The organism is Verrucomicrobiia bacterium (assembly GCA_035577545.1).
Lineage (GTDB): Bacteria > Verrucomicrobiota > Verrucomicrobiia > Palsa-1439 > Palsa-1439 > Palsa-1439.
The window spans coordinates 26092-49716 of sequence record DATLVI010000016.1 but is presented as its reverse complement, the minus strand read 5'-3'; the positions used below and the strand labels follow the sequence as shown (position 1 = coordinate 49716).

Annotated in this window: 19 protein-coding genes and 1 tRNA gene; 17 read left to right on the top strand and 3 right to left on the bottom strand. The window is 58.0% G+C overall.

Annotation, left to right across the window (positions count from 1 at the left end; all coding sequences use genetic code 11):
* A partial coding sequence (locus VNL17_05580; protein ID HXI83545.1) for a protease pro-enzyme activation domain-containing protein occupies positions 1–642 on the bottom strand: 642 nt, incomplete at its 3' end.
* Positions 643–1043: 401 nt separating this feature from the next.
* Here VNL17_05580 and VNL17_05575 point away from each other — a divergent pair.
* Both VNL17_05575 and VNL17_05570 read left to right on the top strand, forming a co-directional pair.
* On the top strand, positions 1044–1505 hold the full coding sequence (locus VNL17_05575) for a response regulator (protein ID HXI83544.1): 462 nt from the start codon (positions 1044–1046) through the stop codon (positions 1503–1505).
* A 36-nt stretch (positions 1506–1541) separates the two neighbouring features.
* Positions 1542–2033: a paraquat-inducible protein A gene (locus tag VNL17_05570; protein HXI83543.1), complete on the top strand. Its 492-nt coding sequence runs from the start codon at positions 1542–1544 to the stop codon at positions 2031–2033.
* Positions 2034–2038: 5 nt separating this feature from the next.
* Here the strand turns inward: VNL17_05570 and VNL17_05565 are convergent, their stop codons facing one another.
* Complete coding sequence (locus tag VNL17_05565; GenBank protein HXI83542.1) at positions 2039–5233, bottom strand: PAS domain S-box protein; 3195 nt, start codon at positions 5231–5233, stop codon at positions 2039–2041.
* A gap of 97 nt (positions 5234–5330) precedes the next feature.
* Here VNL17_05565 and VNL17_05560 point away from each other — a divergent pair, with 97 nt between their 5' ends.
* From VNL17_05560 to VNL17_05540, 5 genes are all read left to right on the top strand, one after another.
* Positions 5331–6671 (top strand): 3-deoxy-D-manno-octulosonic acid transferase, encoded by a 1341-nt coding sequence (locus VNL17_05560; GenBank protein HXI83541.1) that lies wholly within the window; start codon positions 5331–5333, stop codon positions 6669–6671.
* Between the two features lie 652 nt (positions 6672–7323).
* Complete coding sequence (locus VNL17_05555) at positions 7324–7869, top strand: hypothetical protein (GenBank protein ID HXI83540.1); 546 nt, start codon at positions 7324–7326, stop codon at positions 7867–7869.
* 155 nt (positions 7870–8024) lie between these two features.
* Positions 8025–8309 (top strand): ferredoxin, encoded by a 285-nt coding sequence (locus tag VNL17_05550; protein ID HXI83539.1) that lies wholly within the window; start codon positions 8025–8027, stop codon positions 8307–8309.
* Positions 8306–8671: a DUF721 domain-containing protein gene (locus VNL17_05545; GenBank protein ID HXI83538.1), complete on the top strand. Its 366-nt coding sequence runs from the start codon at positions 8306–8308 to the stop codon at positions 8669–8671. The genes VNL17_05550 and VNL17_05545 overlap by 4 nt, the downstream gene beginning before the upstream one ends.
* A gap of 26 nt (positions 8672–8697) precedes the next feature.
* Positions 8698–9702 (top strand): PA2778 family cysteine peptidase, encoded by a 1005-nt coding sequence (locus tag VNL17_05540; GenBank protein ID HXI83537.1) that lies wholly within the window; start codon positions 8698–8700, stop codon positions 9700–9702.
* Here VNL17_05540 and VNL17_05535 read toward each other — a convergent pair.
* Positions 9625–10503: a DNA glycosylase gene (locus tag VNL17_05535; GenBank protein HXI83536.1), complete on the bottom strand. Its 879-nt coding sequence runs from the start codon at positions 10501–10503 to the stop codon at positions 9625–9627. The two genes, VNL17_05540 and VNL17_05535, sit on opposite strands and share 78 nt — an antisense overlap.
* 33 nt (positions 10504–10536) lie before the next feature.
* On the opposite strand from VNL17_05535, the gene mpl reads away from it, so the two are divergent.
* From mpl to VNL17_05485, 10 genes are all read left to right on the top strand, one after another.
* On the top strand, positions 10537–11874 hold the full coding sequence (gene mpl / locus VNL17_05530) for a UDP-N-acetylmuramate:L-alanyl-gamma-D-glutamyl-meso-diaminopimelate ligase (GenBank protein HXI83535.1): 1338 nt from the start codon (positions 10537–10539) through the stop codon (positions 11872–11874).
* 55 nt (positions 11875–11929) lie between these two features.
* Positions 11930–12005 (top strand) — tRNA-Glu (locus VNL17_05525).
* Between the two features lie 643 nt (positions 12006–12648).
* Entirely contained in the window at positions 12649–13848 is a 1200-nt protein-coding gene (locus VNL17_05520; protein ID HXI83534.1) for a hypothetical protein, read from the top strand.
* A 138-nt stretch (positions 13849–13986) separates the two neighbouring features.
* Positions 13987–14529 carry a helix-turn-helix domain-containing protein gene (locus VNL17_05515; protein ID HXI83533.1) on the top strand — a complete coding sequence of 181 codons (543 nt, stop codon included), beginning with the start codon at positions 13987–13989 and terminating at the stop codon, positions 14527–14529.
* Positions 14530–14531: 2 nt separating this feature from the next.
* Positions 14532–15863, top strand: coding sequence for a glycosyl hydrolase (locus tag VNL17_05510; protein ID HXI83532.1), 1332 nt, complete (start codon positions 14532–14534; stop codon positions 15861–15863).
* On the top strand, positions 15860–17332 hold the full coding sequence (locus tag VNL17_05505) for an NADH:flavin oxidoreductase (protein HXI83531.1): 1473 nt from the start codon (positions 15860–15862) through the stop codon (positions 17330–17332). The genes VNL17_05510 and VNL17_05505 overlap by 4 nt, the downstream gene beginning before the upstream one ends.
* On the top strand, positions 17329–18099 hold the full coding sequence (locus VNL17_05500) for a 3-ketoacyl-ACP reductase (GenBank protein HXI83530.1): 771 nt from the start codon (positions 17329–17331) through the stop codon (positions 18097–18099). The genes VNL17_05505 and VNL17_05500 overlap by 4 nt, the downstream gene beginning before the upstream one ends.
* Positions 18100–18432: 333 nt before the next feature.
* Positions 18433–19326, top strand: coding sequence for a PEP-CTERM sorting domain-containing protein (locus VNL17_05495; protein ID HXI83529.1), 894 nt, complete (start codon positions 18433–18435; stop codon positions 19324–19326).
* 167 nt (positions 19327–19493) lie between these two features.
* The gene (locus tag VNL17_05490) at positions 19494–21362 is read left to right on the top strand and encodes a tetratricopeptide repeat protein (protein HXI83528.1); all 1869 of its coding nucleotides are present in this window, start codon (positions 19494–19496) and stop codon (positions 21360–21362) included.
* 155 nt (positions 21363–21517) lie between these two features.
* A complete protein-coding gene (locus VNL17_05485) occupies positions 21518–23620 on the top strand; it encodes a heparinase II/III family protein (GenBank protein HXI83527.1) in 2103 nt (700 codons plus the stop codon).
* The last annotated feature ends 5 nt before the right edge of the window (positions 23621–23625 follow it).

Here is a 23625-nt window from a genome sequence, read left to right as displayed (position 1 = left end):
CGCGGCTTCGTACGCAGTGATGTCGTTTGTGTAGTAGCCATCGAATTGTACCAGCCCGATCGATTGTCCCGAACCAGTAAGCGCGACACCGGGAGCGTAGGCGTTTCGGAAGTCGTACCCCATGTAGGTGCCGTCCGTTCCCGAGCCATCGGCCGGGCGGACATGGGCTGTCTTCTGACGCGGCGCCATTTTCAGATTGGCGGGATGTGGCCGCGTAAAATCGTTGAGGCCGTTGATTGCCAGGACCGGGATACCCAGTTCGACGGATGGCCCGATGTCGGGCGCGTAGAACCGGCGGGCTTCCTTCGGGTGCTGATAGACGCGCATCGTCACATGGAAGGCTCTCTCGATGTCGGCCACCGTCGCGCTTACGTCCAGCAGCACGCGATTGGGGTGGGTTGCCCTGATCTGGAAACCGTTCCGCTGGGCGAAATCCATCACCGCCTGATAATCCTGCTCGGTCGGGCCGAATTTTTCCGTGAACTGCTCCGGCGTCAGGTAGTGGCGATACTGGGGACTGGCGGGATCGTAAATCTGCTGGAGCAACTTTGTGAGTCCTTCCTGGTTGTGCAATGGGAGGCCGATCGCCAGGTTCAGCCGCGTCGATCCCGGCAGGCGGTCGACGGGTTGCGATCGCGCCACTGCCGCCGGCACGTGGCCTGGCAAAGTCCGCCGTTGCTGAGCGTGGGCCGGCGTTACCAACAACCAGAGGAGCAGATGGACTGCGGCAACGTACCTGATGACGCAGCGGAGTGCTGTGGGAATGCGTGTGACATGTTTGTGGAAGGGCGGCCTGCGAAGCCACAGTACGTGGTGCCGATTTCCCAGCCGGAATCCCATGCCAAGACCAATGTGCTACATGATGTCTCGGTCAGCAACTCAAATCGGGTCGTCGCTGTGTTTCGGGGATTCACATGCGTGCGGCAGTCCGATGTGGGGCGTCCCGCTAACTCGACACCACTTCGCGGATGCAACGCTCGGCTTGAAAAACTTGTTTCAGGGACAGCGACACGGTATAAGCGCTGGAGAGCACGGGTATCGACTTGAACGAACGAAAAGTCCTGGTGGTCGAAGACGATGCGGGGATGCGGGAAGTGCTGGAAAGCATTCTTGTGTTCGAAAACGCGCAGGTCTATACGGCGGTCGACGGTAAGGATGCGGTCCAGAAGACGCTGGCGTTGAAGCCGGATTTGATCCTACTCGACATCGACATGCCCAAGCTGAACGGGTTGACGTTTTGCAAGGCGATTCGGGCGGGCAGGGAAACCCGGAACATCCCGATCATTGTTGTCACCTCCCTGACGGCTGCGGGCCGACTCGAAGAATGCATGGAAGCGGGAGCGGATGATTTTCTGGGCAAACCGTTCGCGATGGAGGAGTTGTTGATTCGCGTTCGCGCCATGTTCAAGACGGCCCATGTCCCCGACCATGTGGAGCGTCTGAACCAATACATCGTCGCCGTTCGGGACATGCGTGAGCGCGCTTCCCGCGAGGCAAAACCGTAACGTCGGCAGGCCGTTTGATATTTTGTTTGGAGACGAATGCCACAATCGCTGAGAGATCGATACCCGCGGCGCATTGAAGTACCGTTGCTGATCCTGCTATCCTTCGTACTGCTGCTGATCGCGTTATCGCTGCCCTTGATGAAGGTAGAGAAGATGGTGCTCTGGAAAAATGAGTACTCGGTGATCGCCGGGGTGCACAGCTTGTGGGAGCAGGGTCAATATGCGCTGGCGATTATCCTGTTCTTCTTTTCGATCGTCTTCCCCATTTTCAAGCTGGCGACGCTGGCCTTTGTCTGGACCATCCGCTTGGCGGAGCAGAAGCGGCAGACGGTGCTCCATTGGTTGGGCATCCTCGGCAAATGGTCGATGCTCGATGTGTTCGTGGTCGCGATCCTGATCGTGCTCGTCAAGCTCGGGCCGCTGGCGAAGGTCGAGCCGCAATGGGGGCTGTACTGGTTTGCCGCTGCCATCCTGCTCTCGATGATCACCAGCCTCTACGTGGACAGCCTCGCGGGAAAGAGCGGCTGAACCCGTCACGCTTTGGGTGCGGCGGGCCTGGCAGTAGAGTACTTCGCCACCACCTTCGCTACCGCCTCGCGCAGGCCAAGGATGGTAACGGGCTTCCCGACGATCAGGTCCACGCCGGGGGGTTGTTCGCCGGAGGCCTGCATCATGGAGCCAAACCCGGTGAGCAGAATGACAGGTGTTCGTGGCTTGAGTTGCTTGATGGACACGGCGACCTGGTCGCCGTTCATGTCCGGCATCGCGCGGTCAAGAATCACAACGTCGAACTCCATGCGCTGGAATTTGTCGAGGGCCTCCTGTCCGTTCGCGGCGGTCTCCACGATGTGCTTGTCGCCCAGCAGAAACTCATTCAAAATCCGACGCACGAGTTCCTCGTCATCCACCAACAACACGCGCAACGGGTGGAGTACGCACGGCGCAGAATCATCTTCCTTTGGCGATTGTGGTTCGACGGCGACGGGCAATGAAAGAATGAATGTCGTGCCTTCCCCGAGCTTCGATTGGATATCAACCGTGCCCTGGTGACGCTGGAGAATACCGTAGACCATCGATAAGCCGAGGCCTGTGCCGTGCGCGCCCTTGGTGGTGAAGAACGGTTCGAGACAACGGCTTCGCACTTCCTCCGTCATGCCCGTGCCGGTGTCGACGACCTCGAGGGTGACGCGGGAGTTGTCGAGATGGGTGCGTAACGTGATCGTCCCGCCTTGTGGCATGGCGTCAACGGCATTGAAAATAAGGTTGGTGAGCGCTTCTCGCAGGTCCGCGGCGTTGCCGACGACCGCTGGAATGTTGCCCAACTCGGTGGCCAGGTGAATCGCAATGCCTTTGGCCTCCGCCTGGTTCTTCCATTTCGGCTGTGTGAGGGAGACAGCTTCCTCCACGAGGTGGTTGAGATCGACCGGGACAAAGACTTCGCCTTCCTCGCGCTGGCGGTAAAACTCACGAAGACGGTTGACGACATTACCCGCGTCCTTGGCCGCCGTGTTCATCATCTGCAGAAAACGCAGCGTCTTTTCCCTGTCGGCAAGGGTTTCCGGGCGATAAATCAAGAGTTCGGAAAAACCGAGGATCGCGGCCAGCGCGTTGTTGAAATCGTGGGCAATGCCGCTGGCCATGGTGCCCAGCGCCCGCAGGCGCTCTTGCTGGATGACTTGCTGTTGCGCCGCCTGCAACTCTGCCAGCGCCTGCTCCAATCGCTGTTTGCTTTCCCGCAGATCGTCTTCTGACCGTTTGCGGACCGTAACATCCTCAATCGTCCCGACGAAACCCATCGACTCGCTGTGGTCCGACTGCATGCGGGCGGCCCGCACATGGACGCACAGGACGTTGCCGTTGCGATGACAGACGCGATACTCGGCAGAATAATCGATTCCGTCGGTGATGAACGCCTGCCACTTCCGGGTGACCCATTCGCGGTCGTCGGCATGAATGAACTGCGTCCACCCGTCGTTCTGGCTCTCCATCAGCGTGAAACCGTAGAGTTCGCGGCAGCGCGGGTTGGCGTATGTCAACCGGCCCTGGGCGTCGGTGAGAAAAATACCCAACGGTGAGGAGACGCTCAGCGATCGGAATAATTCTTCACTCTCGCGCAGCGACGCTTCCGCCTGCTTGCGGTCCGTGATGTCCTGCTTCATCGCGATGAAATAGGTGATTTCACCGCGCTCGTCGCACACCGGCGTGATCGTCATCTCTTCATTGTAGAGGCTGCCGTCTTTGCGGCGGTTGATCATGTCGCCCTGCCAGACCTTGCCCGAATTTACCGTCTGCCAAAGGTTGCGATAAAAACTCTCATCGTGCTTGCCCGATTTCAGGAGGCGCGTGTTCTGCCCGATGGCTTCTGCGGCGGTGTAGCCTGTCAACTTCGTGAAGGCCGGGTTGACCCAGAGGATCGTCCCCCTGCTGTCCGTGAGAACGATGCCGTTGGCGGCGGACTCCAGGGCCGTGCTTTGGAGGTGAAGGCGCTCCTCGATCCGCTTGCGCTCGGTGACGTCCGAGAAGATCGCGGCAAACTGGCCGCGTTTCGGGCTGAAAGCAGCCACTTCAAAGTGTTTGTCAACGGCCCGCAAATAATTCTCGAATCGGGCTGGCTGGCTGGTGAGGGCGACCTTGCCGTAGATATCGATCCAATAATCTTCCACGTCCGGAAAGATTTCTCGCACGGTTTTGCCGACCGCTTGGCCGTGTGTGACACCCAGCATCTTCTCAAACGCCGGGTTGACTTCCAGATAGCGGTAATCACAAGGCTTGCCATCGGCATCCCAGATGATCTCGCACAGGGCGAATCCTTCCCGCATCGTCGCGAACAGGGTGCGGTACCGCTCTTCGCTCGCGCGCAGCGCCTGGTCCATTTGCTTGCGCTCGGTGATGTCGCGGGCGACGCCGGTCGTCCCGGCCACCTCTCCCTGGTCGTTCAGGAAGGCGGACTTGATGGTTTCCACCCAGGTGCGTTTCCCCGCCGCGTCCACAAAAGGTTCTTCGATGCGCCGGCGTTGGCGCAGCTCCATGACTTGTTTGTCATCGGCGACATAGCGTTCCGCCAGTTCGCGCGGCACAAAGTCAAAGTCGGTCTTGCCGACGATTTCCCCGGAGGCGTGGCCAAAGGCCTTCGCAAACGCTTCATTCACGGCGATGAAGCGGCTCTGTTTGTCTTTCACCCAGGCGATGTCAGGAATACTGTCCAGCAGCGCGCGGTGCTGTTGCTGTATCTTGCGCAACGCTTCGTCCATCCGTTCGCGCTCCGTGATGTCGCGGGAGTTGATGATGATCCCCCGTACTGCGGGATCTTCCAGAAGGTTCTTGCCGATCCCTTCGAGAACTCGCCACGAGCCATCCTTGTGGCGGAAGCGATACTCGCCGGATTCCACACAGCCCGGTCGGATCAGCCCCTCCGCAAAAACCTTTTGGATCCGGTCAAGATCGTCCGGGTGGATAAACTCGAAGGCGTTACGCCCGACCAATTCCTCAGGCCGATAACCGAGGATACGTTCGATGGACGGACTTTCATAGCGGATGCTGCCGTCTGCCTCCAGGATGGTGATAATATCGGTGGTGTTTTCAATCAGCGAACGAAAGTGCGCCTCGGTCTGGCGGGTCACGTCACCCATCAGCTTGGGCGTCTGGGTTTGGGCACCGTTCATCTGCCTGTCCGTGGCGCAACTCGTGTGCCACGCCGGAGACCGGGTGATTTTAACCTCTGCATTCATTGATTTGCCCCTCCGGTATACATAAAACAGTGTCATTTTGTCGCTAAATGGGTCAAGGGTGATTGAACCTGAGTTTGGCAGAAATCGCTTCGCAACCATGCGACGATTTGGCTATTGTCCCCACGTGATTCGGCTGCTCTACACGATCGCGTATTCGCTGGGCTTCATCCTCCTGAGCCCGCTGTTCCTCTACAAGATGTGGAAGCGCGGCAAGTACCGGGAAAACTTCTGGCAACGCTTCGGCTTTTACTCCGCGGACGCGCGCGAACGACTCGCTCACAAGAAGGGACCCCGTTGCTGGATCCAAGCGGTGAGCGTTGGCGAGGTCAACGTCGCGCTCCTGTTCATCGGCGCATTGCAGCGTAAGTTCCCCGACCTGCGCATTATCGTGACCACTACGACCTCGACTGGCTATGCGCTCGCCTACGAACGCCTCCCGCAGGAAGTCGAGCTGCTCTATTTTCCACAGGACTTCCCCTGGTCTGTCCACCGTGCGTACGATTTGATTCAACCCGATTTCATCGTCCTCATGGAATCCGAATTGTGGCCCAACCACATCTGGATGGCCGCGCGCCGTAACGTGCCCTTGTTTCTCGTGAACGGCCGCATGTCCCTCCGTTCCGAGCAGCGCTACAAACGCCTGCGCGGACTCTCCTCCCAGGTTTTCGACAAGCTCGCGCTCGTCTGTGCGCAGAGCCCGGAGGATGCCGATAACTTCGCGGCCCTCGGTGTGCCGCGCGACCGCGTACACATGACGGGCAACATGAAGTATGACGTCTCGATGCCTCATGCCGATGTGCAGAAAGTCGACCCCGTCCAGTTGCTCAAGCAAATCGGCATCTCGCCGGCACAACCAATTCTGGTCGCGGGCAGCACCCATCCCGGCGAGGAGGAGATTCTGTTCGATGTTTTCACGGACTTGCAGGCAAGATTCCCGCGCCTGTTCCTCGTCCTCGTGCCGCGGCACGTCGAACGCACGCGTGAAGTCACGGACATCGCCCGACGCAAACAAATCAAATTCGTGCTCCGTTCTGAGATCAACTCGCGGCTCGAACAGACCGCCAAGCCGTACGATTGCCTCATCGTCAACACCACGGGCGAACTGAAATGGTTTTACAAGATCGCGACCGCCATCTTCGTCGGCAAAAGCCTCGTGGGGCAGGGCGGCCAGAACATCGTCGAGGCCGCCGCCAGTGGTCATCCCGTCATCTTCGGGCCCAACATGCAGAATTTCCGAGCGATTGCCGGCGAGTTCGTCGCCGCCGGCGCTTGCGTTCAGGTCGCGGACGCCGAAGCTCTCCGCCGCGCCGTGGAGGAACTCCTGAAAAATCCCGATCGCCGTCAATCGATCGTCGCCACCGCCCACCGTGTCATCCAAGCCAACGTTGGCGCCACCACCCGCAGCGTCGAACTGATCGAAAAGGCGCTCAAAAAGTAGGGTCGAAATCCCCGCGGAATCGTTCCAAACGAACCGGATTGGAATTTCCACTGCTTTGCTTCGCATCCGATTCCACCACAATAGATTACCCCCTGTTTTCACGCTGAAATGAATCCGGTTCGTTTCGCAGAAACGCATGTTCTCTGCGGCCGCTTCTCCGTAGTGGCGCGGGCGTCCCGCCTGTTTTTTCCTGCCACCGCCGTGGGGTTGGTTGCGACTCACTCTCATATTCTCAGGTTCAGAGAACATGGCCGCACTATACAACTATCGGAAATCGATGTCCAGAAGAAATATCCCTATCATCACCCGATTCCGCGCCTGTCACCCTGAGCGAAGTCGGAGCCGAGTTGGACGAGACGCGCTTCAGCGATCTGAAGCGCAATGGTCTCTGTCGTTGCCGTGGAATCCGCCCATACCGTAGTCGCAGGCTTTAGCCTGCGTTCGACTCCTTGCTCCGCCCGGCTCCAATCCGATGGTGGGGCAAGCCGCCGTTCAAATCTGACCCTGTTTCCTCAATGACCTTGAGCCGGATAGCGCAACAGCTTAAGATGGGGCCGTTGGTTCGGTCGTCAACTGGCTGGGCAACGCTCAATGACTGCAAATACACGATTATGCGGGACTGGCCCCTTTTCTGGTAATGGCATTAGGTTCTATGCCGAATAAACCGCTCAGTATCATTTTGCTCTGCGCTGTAGTGACGATGCTTGTTCACAACGGCTCCGCAGCGACGGAAGAAGCGCGCAAGCAAGATACGAAATCGAAGGACAAAGTGGAAGTATGCCTGGCTAAAGGAGAGAAAGACGCTCATTCCTCAACGAATGTTCCACTTTCACAAATCGAGTTGGAAGATGTACCCTTATTCACTTCCGACGACGTTTTACATTATGATATCGATTCAGACCGTTTCATCTTAAATGACACAGCATACGAAGCAATCCGTCGACTCAGGTTGCCTGATGGAAGGTCGTTTGTTCTTATGGTCGGCAAGAGACGTGTCTTCAGGGGTGCTTTGTGGTGGGATTGGTCTTCCATGCCTTTCGACGGAGTAGTAATCGTCAAGCCCACACACGTGGTAAATACGGAATTGCAACTGCAATTAGGTTTCCCCAGGGAATACTTCACCGGTCAAGATCCTCGGCATGATCCAGAAGTACTGAGCATTCTGAAGGACGCTGGAAAAACCTCAGGGCTACGCTGACAGTTGGGTTTCGGGCCAAACCCTCCGGAGATACGAGGCAGTAATTGAACTCACCTCTCCGCCAATGCGAAGAGCGTTAGCGCTTTCGGGGAAAAATGCTGTTGAACCGGCATTCCACCCTGCTATAATCACGACGCTAACGGAGAGTGGGGAACATGGCTGTATTTGCAAATCGGTATCCGGAAAACGTGCCCGGGAAGTTCTACGTGGACGACCAGTGCATCGATTGTGATCTGTGCCGCGAAACGGCCCCGGATAATTTCACGCGGAACGAAGATGGTGGCTACAGCTACGTCTACAAGCAGCCGACTTCGCCCGACGAGGACGCCCTTTGCAAGGAAGCGATGGAAGGCTGTCCTGTCGAGGCCATCGGCAGCGATGGCGTGGAAGCCGCCGCCGTGACCCCCGCGCAACCATCTTCGCAGCCGCACGCGCAATGACGCCCGCGCTGCGAGCCAAAGTCCTCCACGAATGGCGGCCATCCTTCGGCGATGGCGACGCGCATGGCCAAAAGTCGGCGAATTCCGCGAACCAACTCGTCCCGCTCGTGATGAAGCAACTCGGTCTCGGAGAGCGGCTCCAGCAATCGCAGGTTTTCTTCCTTTGGCCCACCATCGTGGGCAGCGACATCGCCCGCCACGCGCAGCCGGTCAGCCTTAAGAACGGCCTGCTGATCGTCGCCTGCGATCACCCCATGTGGCTGCAGGAAATTACGCGCTACTCCAAGCCGCTCATTCTACAAAAAGTCCAGGAGCGTCTCGGCAAAAAGGCTGTCCGCGACATTTCCTTCCGCATCGGCTGATGCTCAATACTCGCTATTCTCTTTGGTTGGTAAGTTTCTTTATCTTCCTCTCAGCCGCGCCCTTTGCTCAAGCGGCGGACGACGTCCTCGATGTCCCATTCATCGCCCAGAAACCAAGCTATTGCGGCCCTGCGGCGCTGGCGATGCTCGCGAATTACTACGGCCATCCCGTTACCCAGGATGAAATCGCCGACGCGATCTATTTGCCCGACATCGGCGGCACGCTCACCAGTGAACTCGGCGAGTACGCCCGCCGCTTCAACCTTTGGGTGCGTCAGTACCGCGGCTCACTCGACGACCTCCGCGAGAAACTGGACGCCGGTGTCCCGCTTCTCGTGCTCGGAAAATTCGGTGACCAACCGCACTACTTCCTGGTGCTCGGTTGGGACAGGTTCCGGCAGGTCGTGATCGTGCATTCCGACACGCGAGCGCGGTATGAAATGCACCTGGAGGATTTTCAGCGGCATTGGGACCGCGCGGGGAATTGGACCCTGTTGGTCTGCCCGCCCGAGAAGGCGACGTGGCGTTTGTCGGCGGAGGAGCACAACGATCTGGGCCTGTTCTACGAACGCACCGACCAGTTGGGGGCGGCGACCGAGCACTATGTCGCAGCCATTCAGTTGCATCCCGAGAACTCCTACTTCCGCATGAATCTCGGGAATGTGCTGCTCAAGCAGCGGCGGCTGCGCGAAGCGGTCGGTGCTTTCATCCGTGCCCTGGAACTCGATGCGCAAAACGCGGACGCCATGAACAATCTCGCCTACACGTACTCGGAACTGGGCAGTAACCTTGATGAAGCGGCCAGGCTGTGCCAACAGGCCGTCACCTTGCGGCCAGCGCGCCAGGCCTATTACCTCGATACGTTGGGGACTATTTACCTCAAGGAAGGCAGGTTGCAGACCGCCATCACGACCTTCGAGTCCGCGTTGGCCGCGACAACGGAACGCCAGGCCTCACTTCGCACCAGCATCGAGCAGCGCCTGACCGCGGCGCGAGCGCTGCTGGCCCAACGACCGCTCACTGAAAAATAGGTACTGTTGCGCCCAACCGGCGTACGGGCCGAAATGGGTGCGCGCGAATTCCCGAAGTTCACGGGCTGTCACGGGTCTCTTGCCGTCGAAATAGATTCGTCGCAGCGCCCGCTCAATCCATACATCGATCGGGAAGGCCTGGTTGAACCCGCACGCGAACAGCAGCGTGCAATTTGCGATCTTCTCGCCCACGCCGGGCAATTTGACCAACTCTTCCAGTGCCTGTCCGTATTCCAGCGACGACAACCCGTCGAGATCGAGTTTGCCGCTATCGATCAAGCGCGCTGCCGCGAGCAGGTTCTTGGCGCGAAACCCCAGTTTGCAATCCCAAAGCTGTTGATGCGACGCGCGGGCGACGGCCGCAACGGTTGGGAAAGCGTGATGGGTGTCGCTGACCGGCTCACCGAAGCGTCGCGCCAATAGGTCAACGATCTGCCGAATCTGCACGATCTGCTTTGACGAGCTGGCAATGAACGAAGCGAGACATTCCCACGGTTCCTGGCGAATGACGCGCAGCCCATGGTGATTCTTCACCGCTTGGCGCAAGAGCGGATCGCCGGGGAACGTCGCGAGAATTTCCGGGAGCGAAACATCCAACGCGAGATACCGCGCCACGATTTTCTTCTCGGCCTGCGGGCGTGATTCCCATTCCACGGACTGGGGATGTTGCCGTAGCCGTATCACCTGCCGCCCCACAACGCCCTCAAACCAACCGTCCGCTGTCCGTGACCAGCGAAAGGCCTGCCCGCATTCCACCGTGCTGGCTAGGGCAAAATCAGAAACGTTGATTAAATTCGGCATCTCTGCTACAAGCTCGCACGGGGAACCCTAGTGATGTTCGCGAAGGAGGTCAACACCATCCATTTCGTGGGTGTTTGTGGCACTGCGATGGCATCTGTCGCCGCGCTGTGCCGCGAGCTCGGCTTTGCCGTCACCGGCAGTGACGAGAACATCTATCCGCCGATGTCCACCTTCCTCGAAGCTCACGGCATCCGCATCATGCCCGGCCACGCCGAATCGAATCTCGACCACCAGCCGAATCTCATCGTTATCGGCAACGCGATGAAGCGCGGCAATCCCGAAATCGAGCGCGCCCTCGACGAACGTCTCAATATTTGCTCGCTCCCCGAACTCGTGCGCGACCGCTTCCTTGGTGGCAAACACTCCGTGGTGATCGCCGGCACGCACGGCAAAACGACCGCCACCTCGCTGCTCGCCTGGGTGATGGAGTCGGCGGGCCTATCTCCCGGTTTTCTAATCGGCGGCCTTCCCAATAATTTCCCCGGCGGCGCTCGACTGGGGCAGGGGAAGCATTTCCTCGTCGAGGGCGATGAGTACGACACGGCGTTCTTCGACAAGCGCAGCAAGTTTGTCCACTACCGCCCCGACACCGTCATCCTCAACAACATCGAATTCGATCACGCCGATATTTTTTCGGACCTCGCGGCAGTCAAGCGCACCTTTCGCCAACTAGTCGCCATCGTGCCGCGCCGCGGCCTGATCATCGCCAATGGAGAAGACGCCAATGTCCGTGAAGTCGTCGACGGCGCGCAATGCCGCCTCCGCTTCTTCACAAAAGACAACGCTGCTGATTTTGCCGTGCCGCTCGCGGGGGAACACAATCAGCGCAACGCCGCCGCAGTCGCAATGTGCGCGGCGGAATTGGGCCTGTCGCGCGAGCAGATCCAGCGCGGGTTCTCCACCTTCACAGGCGTCAAGCGACGCATGGAGGTGCGCGGGGAAGCGGGGGGCGTCACGGTGCTTGATGATTTTGCGCATCACCCGACCGCGATTGCCGAGACGATTCGCGCCATCCGCGAGAAATATCCGCAACGGAGATTGTGGGCGCTGTTCGAACCGCGCAGCAACACGACGCGCCGCAACGTCTTCCAGCACGAATTGACCGAGTCGCTCTCACTGGCCGACGGCGTGTTCATCTCGCGCGTGGACCGGCTGCAGGAACTCCACGAGAGCGAGCGCCTCAATCCCGACGCGATCATCGCTGGCGTCCGCAGCCACGGCAAAATGGCCGAGTATTCGCCCAATGCCGACGCCATCATCAACCATCTCGTCCCGAATCTCCACGACCGTGACGTCGTCGCCGTCTTCTCCAACGGCAAGTTCGACGGCATCCACGAAAAGCTGCTGACGCGCCTACGCCAAAGCGCTTGATTTTCCGCGCTGCGTCGGTATTCTGGTCTCTGCATTCTGACTTCGGTCATGGCGTGGCCCCATCGTCTAGAGGCCTAGGACATCAGATTCTCAATCTGGGTACACGGGTTCGAATCCCGTTGGGGCCGCCAAACTTGTATGAGGGGTCTTTTCCGGTTGTAACATCTTGAAGACGGGACAGGTTACAGCGCTCAAATCTCAATCTCGCCGAACTGCTTCGGGTGCCTGTCGGTTCTCCGTCCGGCCTGCTGGTTTGAGGTCTACGTCGCTCATGGTCTGGCAATTCATCCTCGAACTTCGGCGCCATTAGAGGTAAAAAAGCGTCATGCAGCCCATCGAAACACAATGTCGAAACCATAAGATTAGCCGCTTGCTGCGTGTCAAATATGGATGAAGAGACAATCCTGGGGTGGCTTCGCTTTTTCGAGCCGCATGAGGTGTTCGTGATATCGCTTTCGAAAAACGAAATGATCTGCCGCGAAATGAGTCAACCGACCCGGAATTAGAATCCATCAGATGAGAATAAAATTACACCCCCATAGTATATTGGGTGGTGCGGTGCTGATCATCGCAGTTGCTTCCAATGGATGTTCCGCGACCGGTTCTTACGGTTCCTTCCGGACTGGCGACAAAATCCTCGTCGGTGATACGACGCGCAAGGCCTTTCAATACGAGGGGATCGATCGGCATCCGGTCATCGTGATCCCCGGGATGTTTGGCACCCAACTTACCGATCCCAAGACCAAGGCAATCGTCTGGGGACGGTTTACCGGTATGGAAATGGTGGCGAATTTCTCGGCTGAACAGTTGCGTCTATTGAGCTTGCCGATGGGGCCAGGCAAAGACCTGAAGGACCTTCGGGATGCGGTGGTCCCTTCGGGCGTTTTGGAAGTGGTGAAGGTGAATATATTGGGACTCCCGCTCGACGTGAATGCGTACAAAGATATGACCGATGCGCTGGAGTTTGGGGGCTATTACGGCGCAGATACCAAGCAGGGGGCCGGAAGAAAGTATGACACGTCTTTTACGTTTGGATACGACTGGCGGAGGGATCTGGTGGAGAGCGCCAAACAATTGCATGCCTTCATCCAGGAAAAGAAAAAATATCTCCAGAAAAAATACGAAGAGGTCTATGGAGTTAAAGATTATGACGTGAAGTTCGATATCGTGGCCCATTCCATGGGCGGATTGATCGCGCGCTATTATTTATTGTACGGAGATGCCGATTTGCCGGCGGATGGCTCAACGCCGAAAGTAACCTGGAAGGGGGCTCGTGATATCGACAAGGCGGTCATCGTCGGCGCGCCCAATGCCGGATACCTGGATGCGTTTACCGAGTTGGTAGAGGGAGTGGTGTTTGCTCCCGGGGTTCCCCGGATCGAACCAGCGACCGCCGGGACGTGGTTGACGCTATATGAAATGATGCCGTTCCCAAGTTTGGGTATGGTTGTGGATGAAAAGGGCGAAAAACTGGATCTCTATGATTCGGCTTTATGGAGGCGGATGAAGTGGGGATTGGCGGATCCAGGACAGGAAAAAGAACTGGCCAGGCTTCTGCCGAAGGTTACGAGTTCCGAGAAGCTCCGTGAGATCGCGTTGGATCATCTAACGAAGTCTCTGGACCGCGCGAAGCGGTTTGCCGGTGCTATGGGCGTGGATGCCATTCCTCCTGCGGGCCTGGGTCTGCATCTTTTCGTCGGTGAATCGATTCCGACCAACGGCCGGGCCTCCGTGGATGCAAAGACCGGGAAGTTGAAGATCGTAAACCAGGTACCGGGGGATGGCAAGGTGGCTGCCGTCAGCGCGATTCTCGTCAAAACCGTCGAAGGTCAGCAAGGTGGACCTTTTGTGGGATCTCGCATCCATTGGGATTCCGTTACGTTTCTATTCGCCGCGCATATGGGCATCACGAGGGATCCTGTTTTTATCAGCAATATGCTCTACATCCTTCTTTCGGCCCGTGATAAAACGTAAAACCGGGCCTTCTGTTTTCTTACGATTTCGGAGGACAAGCCATATCGCGAAGTCACAAAACGCCCCGTGAATTCGCACTTGCTAATATTTCGTAGACAATCTATTATTACCAGATTCGTATTGTTAAGGAAATGTCCGATGCGCAAGCAAATCAAACCGCAGACTTATGACTTCTCGTTCTTGCGCGATTTGCGCAGACGGGATGAATTGACGATCCAGGACGTGTCGACGCGCTCCGGTATTTCCCCGGCGGTTATCTCCAAGCTGGAACGCAATCAGACCAGCGCGGAACTTGAGACCTTGTTCCGGCTGAGTCGCGTGTTCGGGATGAACGCCACGGAGATGTTGGCCTTGGCGGAAGCGCGCACCGCCCAGCGCGCCACCGAGGCTTCGCATGTGGGCGGTGAATTTGTGTTTCGCGAGATCCAGTACGGCAACGTGCGCGCCCTTTTTGGGGCCGCCCCGAAGGGAGCGAAGGTGTCACGGCCCGAGATTCATCGCGATGACTATGAGGTGTGTTGGGTGCTGGCGGGCAGACTGTCGATTACCCTGCCGCATGAGCAATACCAACTCAAGACGGGTGAGGCGATCCAGTTCGACGCGATTCTTCACCACGCCTATGAAGCCCTGGAGAACTCCCAAATCTTGATTCTGCACCTGCGGAAGGGGAAACGCTTTTAGCCATGCTCCAGATTGATTACGACCTGCAGCCCTCCCATCTGAGAAAGAAGATCGATCGCCTCTGGCAGGTGTCCGCGGGGAAAATTGCCGCCATTGAAAAGCGGCGTGACGTCACGAAGGGATCTCCGGTGTTCACGGTGCGCGGTCGATACACCGCGCGCGGGTGGACGGAGTGGACCCAGGGATTTCAATACGGCTCGGCCATCCTGCAATTCGAGGCCACCGGCGAAAAGCAATTCCTGAAAATCGGGCGCGATAACACCGTGCGGTTCATGGCCGGGCACGTCACGCATGCCGGCGTGCACGACCACGGTTTCAACAACGTCAGCACCTACGGCAATTTGTTGCGGTTGATGAACGAGAGTCGCATCGCTGAGAACGCGTGGGAGCGCAATTTCTACGAGCTGGCATTGAAATGTTCGGGCGCAGTCCAGGCTCATCGCTGGACGAAAACTCGTGAGGGCGGATACATTTACTCGTTTAACGGTCCGCACTCATTGTTCGTCGATACGCTGCGTTCGTTGCGCGCTCTCGCCCTGGCGCACCAACTCGGTCAGGTCCTGATGGGCGAGAATGATAAAAGGATTTCGCTGTTGGAACGGCTGCTCGATCACGCGCGCGCGACAGCGATGTACAGCGTTTTCTACGGGAAAGGACGCGACGCGTTCGATGTGCGTGGTCGTGTTGCCCACGAGGCGATCTTCAACGTCAATGATGGCAATTTCCGCTGCCCGAATTCGCAGCAGGGATTTTCGCCATTTACGACCTGGACGCGTGGACTGGCTTGGGCGATGTGCGGGTTTGCCGAGCAGTTGGAATTCCTCTACGCCATTGGCGAAACGCGCCATCGCGCCTTGTTCGAGCAGGCCACGCGCGCCATCTGTGATTTCTACATCAAGAATACGCCGCCGGATGGCATCCCGTATTGGGACACGGGAGCGCCCTTGCTGCACAAGCTGGGTGATTATCTTGATCGGCCCGCCGACCCATTCAACGAGTTCGAGCCGGTGGATAGTTCTGCCGCCACAATCGCCGCGCAAGGGCTGCTCCGGTTCGGCCATTACCTTGGCAAGAGCGGCAAACGGTACTGGCAGGCCGGGTTGAGCATCCTTAATACGCTGTTCGACGAACCGTACCTGAGCACGAATCCGAAGCATCAAGGTCTGATTCTCCACAGTGTTTACCATCGGCCAAATGGTTGGGACTACATTCCGCCCGGACGCAGGGTGCCGTGCGGCGAGTCCAGCATGTGGGGCGACTACCACGCCCGCGAGGTTGCGCTCTATGTGCAACGAGTTGCCCGGCGGAAACCCTATTTGAAGTTTTTCCTGTGAATCCCGTTACGATCACGCGCATTCCCGGTCTGCGAACCGTTCCGTCGTTTCGCGATTATATCGACAAGCTCGGGATCGATTTGCGGATCGAAGACTCGATCGTGCAGGGTAGCACCTCGCCCTTGGTGAAACCCCGGAAGTGGAATGATCGCGTTATTGGAAATAGTTGGTGCGTCCAGCCGATGGAGGGATGGGACGGCACAACGACCGGGGGTGTCACGGGGCCGATGATTCGCCGTTGGCGGAATTTTGGCGCGAGCGGCGCGAAACTCATCTGGGGCGGCGAAGCGATGGCGGTGCGTCCCGAAGGCCGGGCGAACCCAAACCAGCTCATCATTAATGAGGCGAACAAAAAGGGCCTGGCGCAGTTGCGGGAGACACTGCTGGTGGCCCACCAAGACGGTTTCGGCCGCACTGACGACCTTGTTGTCGGGTTTCAGCTCACGCACTCCGGGAGATTTTGCCGTCCCACCGATAAAAAGCGGATGGAACCGCGCGTGGCGTACCGCCATCCGATTCTCGACAGGAAATTTGGGGTTACCAGCGACGCGCAGGTCCTTACTGATGACGAAGTGAAGCGTCTCATTGAGGATTATGCAACTGCGGCGCGAATTGCCGCGGATGTCGGCGCCGATTTTGTGGACATCAAACATTGTCACGGGTACCTGCTTCATGAATTCCTCAGCGCCCACACGCGTCGCGGCGAGTATGGCGGTTCGCTCGAGAACCGCACGCGACCGTTGCGCGAAATCACGGCCGCAATCCGCGCGGTCGCGCCGAAACTTGGTATCGGCGTGAGAGTCAGTATTTTCGATCTCGTACCATTCAAACCTGATCCTGCGCTGAGCAAACCCGCGAAACCCGGGCCGGGCATCCCGGAGGATTTCTCGCACTGCCTGCCGTATCGTTACGGCTTTGGAGTGAACCTGAATAATCCGGTGGAATACGATCTCGCGGAGCCCATCGAGTTTCTTCGCATTTGCGAAAGGTTGGGGATCACCCTGATCAATCTTTCGGCGGGCAGTCCATATTACAATCCGCACATCCAACGGCCCGCGGCGTACCCGCCTTCCGACGGCTATCAGCCACCGGAAGATCCGCTCGTTGGCTGCGCGCGGCAGATTAACGTGGTGAAACAACTCAAGGCGAAGTTTCCGAACCTCCTCATGGTGGGCACGGCCTATAGCTATTTACAGGAATACTTTCCGCACGTGGCCCAGTACTATTTGCGGCACGGGCATGTGGACAGTGTGGGCATCGGGCGGGTGGTGCTGAGCTATCCTCGCATGTTGGCCGACGCAGTGGGGAAGGGCGCGCTCGAACACCGGCTGATTTGCCGCACCTTCAGTGATTGTACGACCGCGCCGCGCAATGGATTGCCATCAGGATGCTATCCGCTGGATGATTATTATAAACGCAGCCCGGAGGCGGCGCTGTTGAAACAAATTAAGAACCCGACAAAACCATGAAACGAGTGGCCCTGATAACAGGCGGCACGCGCGGCATTGGGCTCGGCATCGCGCAAGCCCTGGCGCGGGAGGGTTTCAACCTGGCGGTTTGCGGCCTTCGCGACGAAAGCGCGGCGGCCGATGCATTGAAAAAGCTGCGATCGCTGGGGGCCGACGTGCTGTACTGCCGGTGCGATGTGGGCCGGCACGACGCGCGCGACGAGATGCTGGCGGCGATTCGCCAACGCTTCGGCCGACTGGAGGTGTTGGTCAATAATGCCGGGATCGCGCCGAAGGAACGCCGCGATATCCTGGAAGCGACCGAAGAAAGTTTCGAGCACGTGCTCCGCACGAACCTGCAGGGTCCGTATTTTCTCACGCAGACAGTCGCGAGGTGGATGGTTGAACAGAAGAAGGCGGATGCGTCCTTCGAAGCTTGCATCATCAACATATCCTCGGTCTCTGCGACGGTCGCGTCCGTGAACCGCGGGGAATACTGCATTTCCAAAGCGGGTGTGGCGATGGCCACGCAGCTCTGGGCGGCTCGGCTCGGTGAATTCAACATTCCCGCTTACGAAGTCCGGCCAGGAATTATCCAAACGGATATGACCACTGGCGTCCAAGAAAAATATGACAAATTGCTCGGCGAAGGGCTGGCAATCCAGCGTCGCTGGGGCTCTCCCGAAGATGTGGGCAAAGCCGTTGCGTCGCTGGCGCGAGGCGATCTTCCTTATTCCACCGGCCAGGTCATCATGGTCGATGGTGGTTTAACAATTCAGCGCCTATAAAACGCCTATCCTCGTATTCGTTTCTCAACTGTGGTTGGCCTAAAGCGATATATACCATCCGTTTACGCTTGCACAACATAGTGTGTTCCAACTTTTTGGGGAAATCCGCAAGATAGTTCTTGCAATTTTCCGGAGAATTTAATAATTATAAGCAGCGTCCGAAAAGCCAAAGCGAGTTGGCCTAAGGACATCTGACGGTGAGGGTATATGAAGGGCGAGAAACTTTCCGCAAGTAACAGCGAGGGCGTCGCCGGGCAACGGCAAGACATCCCGCGAAGTTATTCCCTTCGTAAAGAATTACCCCCATCACTAACCGACAAGAAGGATTAAGCCATGAAACTCCACATCTCAATCATCACCGTCGCATGTCTGGTCGCTTGCTCAAGCCAAGCGCAAACCATATTCTCCACTGACTTTACCGGGGATACACCCGGCTCCAGCCCGACTGGCTGGACCTCGGTGAGCCCTAGTGCTCCTGCGGCGCTTAACGGCGCGATTGTCACTAATGTATCGGGCAACAATGCGGTGAATATGTATGATTACTCGACAACCGCGAACGCCCGGCTCGAGCAAGACTTCACGACTTCGGCCAGTGGCCTACATCTCTCCTTGAATTTCACACGCAACGCAAATATTGCACCCGCCACCAGCGTACAGGGCTTGTATGTGGCCTTGGGCTCGAACACGCTGAGCCAGGGTACGGCTGCCAACCGTGCGGTGAACTTTCGCTTGTTCAATGACGGCAGCTACCGAGTCGACGCTGGGAAGCAGAACCCGGATGGCACATTCAACTCAAACCCCGTTGTGAGCGGGAGCAATAGCTTCGGAGAGGGGGGCACGACGTTCAACACCCATACTCTGGACATTTTTGCCTACGCAGGCACGACAGGGGGTGCTACTCTGGGCTACACGGGACCCGGAGGCACCAACGGTGTTCTGGATCCCCACTCCTTCGCTGTTTATATCGACGGCGCCTTCTTGCAGAACGCATCCACAATCACCACTGCGAACGGTGATTATGCATTCCAAAACTCCAGCTTTTACAGCCAAAGCAATCTGGGCCGCTTGGGGCTGGTGACCGGCGGCGCAAGCAGCGCCTCCGGCATCGACTTTCTGGTTGATAACATTTCGTTGTCGGTCATTCCGGAGCCGTCCACCGTCGCCTTGCTGGGCGCTGGCAGTATGCTTTTGATTGGGGTATTGAGACGCACCCGTCGTTCAGTTTGACGGAAACGCCGTCTTAGGATTCAGTCAGAATATTCCACACCCGCCTTCGGGCCGGTGTGGAGTATTCATTTCAGGATGCGGCGCGAGTTTGCTCTCTTTGCGCGGGGCGTCGACAAACCCCGAACCCTAGGTCAAAATGCCCCACTCAGTAATTGGCTGGGAACCTGATGAAGAACACGTGGAGATCGTGGGGCGCACCGGCCACTCTCATCATTCTGCTCACGCTCGTGGCGTTCCTCCCCGCACTGCGGTGCGGGTTTGTCTGGGACGATGACAATCTCCTGTTGGAAAATCATTTGATTAAGGCGCACGACGGCTTGTACCGATTCTGGTGCACCACGCAGCCCATGGATTACTGGCCGTTGACCTCAACGACGTGGTGGCTGGAGTGGCGCTTATGGGGAAAGAATCCCCTCGGTTATCATGTGGTGAATGTGGTCCTGCACGCGCTGAGCGCAGTCCTCTGGTGGCGCGTAATGACGAGGCTCAAGATTCCGGCAGCCTGGCTGATCGCCGCAGTGTTCGCTGTGCATCCCGTCAACGCGGAATCGGTGGCGTGGATTGCCGAGCGAAAGAATGCGCTCGCGATGTTCCTCTATGCGTTGACGCTTCTGGGGTATCTGAGATTCGAGGACACGAGCCGCCGGCGCTGGTACTGGCTGGCGGTGGGGATGTTTGCGCTGGCTCTGTTGAGCAAGACTTCGGTGGTCCCCCTGCCGGTTGTGCTGCTGCTCTGTGCGTGGTGGAGAAGAGGGAAGGTTGCCCGCACCGACCTCCTGCGACTATTCCCGTTTTTTGCGCTTTCGGTGACGATGGGATTCGTCACCGTTTGGTTTCAATCCAGGAATGTGATGGCGCAGGAGATTCTCCACCGGAGTCTTCCCCTACACGTGGCCGGTGCGGGATGGGCGTGCTGGTTCTATCTGTGGAAGGCGCTGGTGCCGGTTCATCTGATGACGATTTATCCCCAGTGGAGAGTCGACATGTCCTCGCCACTCGCCTGGCTGCCGAGTTTGGTCGTGCTCGGATGTCTCGGGATATTTTGGCGATACCGCCAGGGTTGGGGCAGGCCGCTTCTGTTCGCCAGCGGTTACTTCCTCGCGATGCTGTTTCCCGTGTTGGGAATCATCAACATGTCGTACCTGGCAGTGGCACCGGTGGCAGACCGCTTCCTCTATTTTTCATTGATTGGAGTCATCGCCCCCATCGTCGCCGCAGGAGCACGAATATACCGCGCTTGCCATGGCACGGTCCGTGGGATGATCCAAATCGCGGCCGCCGTTGTTGTTGTTCTGTTGGCTTCACTCACTTGGTGCCAAAGCCAAATCTACAAGGATTCGGAGGCCCTGTGGACCGTCGCTCTTGCAAGAAATCCTGGAGCATGGGTAGCACACAACGGCCTTGGGGTTGCATTTCAACAACGCAACCCAAGACAGGCGATATCGCACTTCGAACTGGCACTGCGGCTCAAGCCAGATTACGCCGAGGCGCACAATAATCTGGGCAATACCCTCCTCGAATTGGGCGATGTGACGGAAGCAGAGGCGCATTTCGAACAGGCGTTGCAGCTCCAACCCAATTCCGCCCGGGTAAACTACAACATGGGGGGAGCATTGATTCGACAGGGTAAACAGTCAGAGGCGATCGTCCATTGGGAGCGGGCACTGCGCATCGACCCCGATTACGCTGAAGCCCATAACAACCTGGCCGCCGCCTTGCTGCAGACCGGCAGGTTGCCGGAGGCCGTGGCGCATTTCGAGCAGGCGCTGCGCATCGACCCCGACTACGTCGAAGCTCATAACAATCTGGCTGCTGCCCTTGCGGAGACCGGCAGGTTGCCGGAGGCCGTGGCGCATCTTGAGCAGGCGGTGCGGATTCAGCCTGATTATGTTCAGGCACACAAGAACCTGGGAGACGTTTTGCTCTCGCTTGGAGAGGTGGCCAAGGCGACTCGTCAGTACGAACAGGTGCTCCGCCTCGCGCCCAATGATCTTGAGGTACAGAAAAAGCTGGCGCGACTGCGGGCTGCCCGATGAATCATTGGACCGGGAGAGGGGCGTTAAGAAATCGGCAATGCCACCAGTGGGGAAAACGATTGACACATTTAATACTTATTAAGACAATGCGAATTAGAAATGTTTCCATGACTGTCCTGGTTTGCATTCGACGCCGGTGTTGGTGGAGTTTACTAATGAGCGGAAGCTTGGCCGGCTGTATTTCCCTCATGGCCGAACCGTCAGCGGATGTTGCCGCCCACGTTCCTCCACAGCCGCCGCGCACCATGGTAATCGAAGGCCGTCAGAGGGACTTCCGCGCTTATTGTACCACGGGCGCGGGGGCAAAGGCGTTCGCGAAAATCAAGGCCGACTTCGACAAAGATTACCTTTCGTTTCCATTTCCCGACGAACCGGTGACCTACGGCGATCCCGATCCCAAAAACCGCGATTCGGACAAAGCCGACAAGTGGCGAAATGTTCAGGATGTCTGCGGTCGCGTCTCCGGTGTTGCCGAAGCGGCTACGCTAATTTGGACCGTCACCGGCGATGAGAAGTACCTGACAAAAGCGAAAGAGTTCCTGTTGAAATCCTGTGCCTGGCACTTCGCACCGGACTGGAAAAGCGGTCCGGTCGTGGGCGCCACCGACATTGAATATAACGACGAGGCAAATTTCCGCCTCTGGCGCAAACTGCCGCTGGTCTACGATCAGATTCGCTCGAAGCTGACGCCCGAGGAGAAAAAGATCGTCCTTGCCCATTTCAAGGAACGTGGCGACCGCACCGTGGCGTGGATCAAGGCCGCGAAGGTCGAAAAGATCCAGCGCAACTCGCTTGACGTGAACGCCGAGAGTCATCCGGTGCGGTTCATGTCCATGGTCGGGCTTACTGGCCTGGCGTTGTGGGATGACCTGCCGGAAGCGCGCGAGTGGTGGCGGTTCGCCTACGTGTTTTACCGCGACCAGTTCAGTCCGTGGGGCGGCGACGACGGCGGCTGGGCTGAGGGCAACGCCTATTGGCGGGGCACGTTCGAGCACGCGGCGTTTCAGGATACGCTGCTGGCCATCGGCGATCCGCTCGCGTATTCGTCGCAGTTCTGGAAAAACTCGCCGTACTTCGCCGTGTACAATGTACAGCCTTACCGGCACACGATATTCGGCGACACTTCCAACGCGGGCCATTTCGATCTCGATCCTGTTGTGGCCGATTACATGGAGCACGTCGCTCGCGTCCAACAAAACGGCTGGTTCCGCGCCTACGCCCAACTTTGCACCGATAAACGGCCACGCCCCATTGACAAGGGCCTCGCCGGCCTGGATCGCACGTACCCGACCGCCTGTGAATTTTTGATACGCAATTTCATTGCCAGCGGCAAGCCGCTTCCACCGGCGAAACGCCTGGGCGAATTGCCGTCCTACCGCTTCTTTCGGGATGTCGGGTGGGTGTCGCTGCACAGTGCTCTCGGTCGCCCGGCGGACGACATTCAAATCACCTTCAAGTCGTCGCCTTACGGATCTTTCAGCCACAGTCACGCGGATCAAAACGCCTTCATCCTGAACGCCTACGGCGAAAGTCTGGCGATCAATTCGGCGTATCGGGAGTTTCATCGCTCGCCGCACCACCAGCAATGGACGTGGCAGACGAAATCCAAGAATGACCTGCTCATTGACGGACTGGGGCAGAAGGCGCAGGACAAAAAGGCGACAGGGAAAATCACTCGATTTGAAACCTCGCCGCGCTACGCGTGGACGACCGGCGACGCCACCGTGGCCTATCAAGCGGGCGAAAAGGAAAAAGGCAAAATCCAACGCGTGACCCGCGATCTTGTTTTCATTGACCAGCGCTATGTCGTGTTGCGCGACCGCGTGGTGCTCGCCACATCGGGAACTCTCTCCTGGTTGCTGCACGCCGAGAACAATCTTTCCTGGGACGGCACGAACAACACCGCGTTCATCCGTGGCGACAAAGCCGCACTGACCACGCAGCTTATCGCGCCGGGCGTCGTCTGGCGCGGCAGTGTGACGGACCGGTTTCCCGTTACCGTTGACCCGAAATACACCACGGGCGAAGCAGGCTCCAGTTACGTTACCGGCAAGTGGACCAACCAAAGCCATCTCACGCTTGAAAGCGCGAAAGTTGCGACGGAGTTCACGGTCTTCGCAATTCTCTGGCCCGAACGCTCAGCGTCCGTGCCGGCTGCTCTCAAAACAGCGCTCGATGATGGCGCGCTCCGCGTTGCTCGTCCGGATGGAAAAACCGATCTCATCGTCCTGACAGACACTTCGCTGGAACTGAAATGATAGCC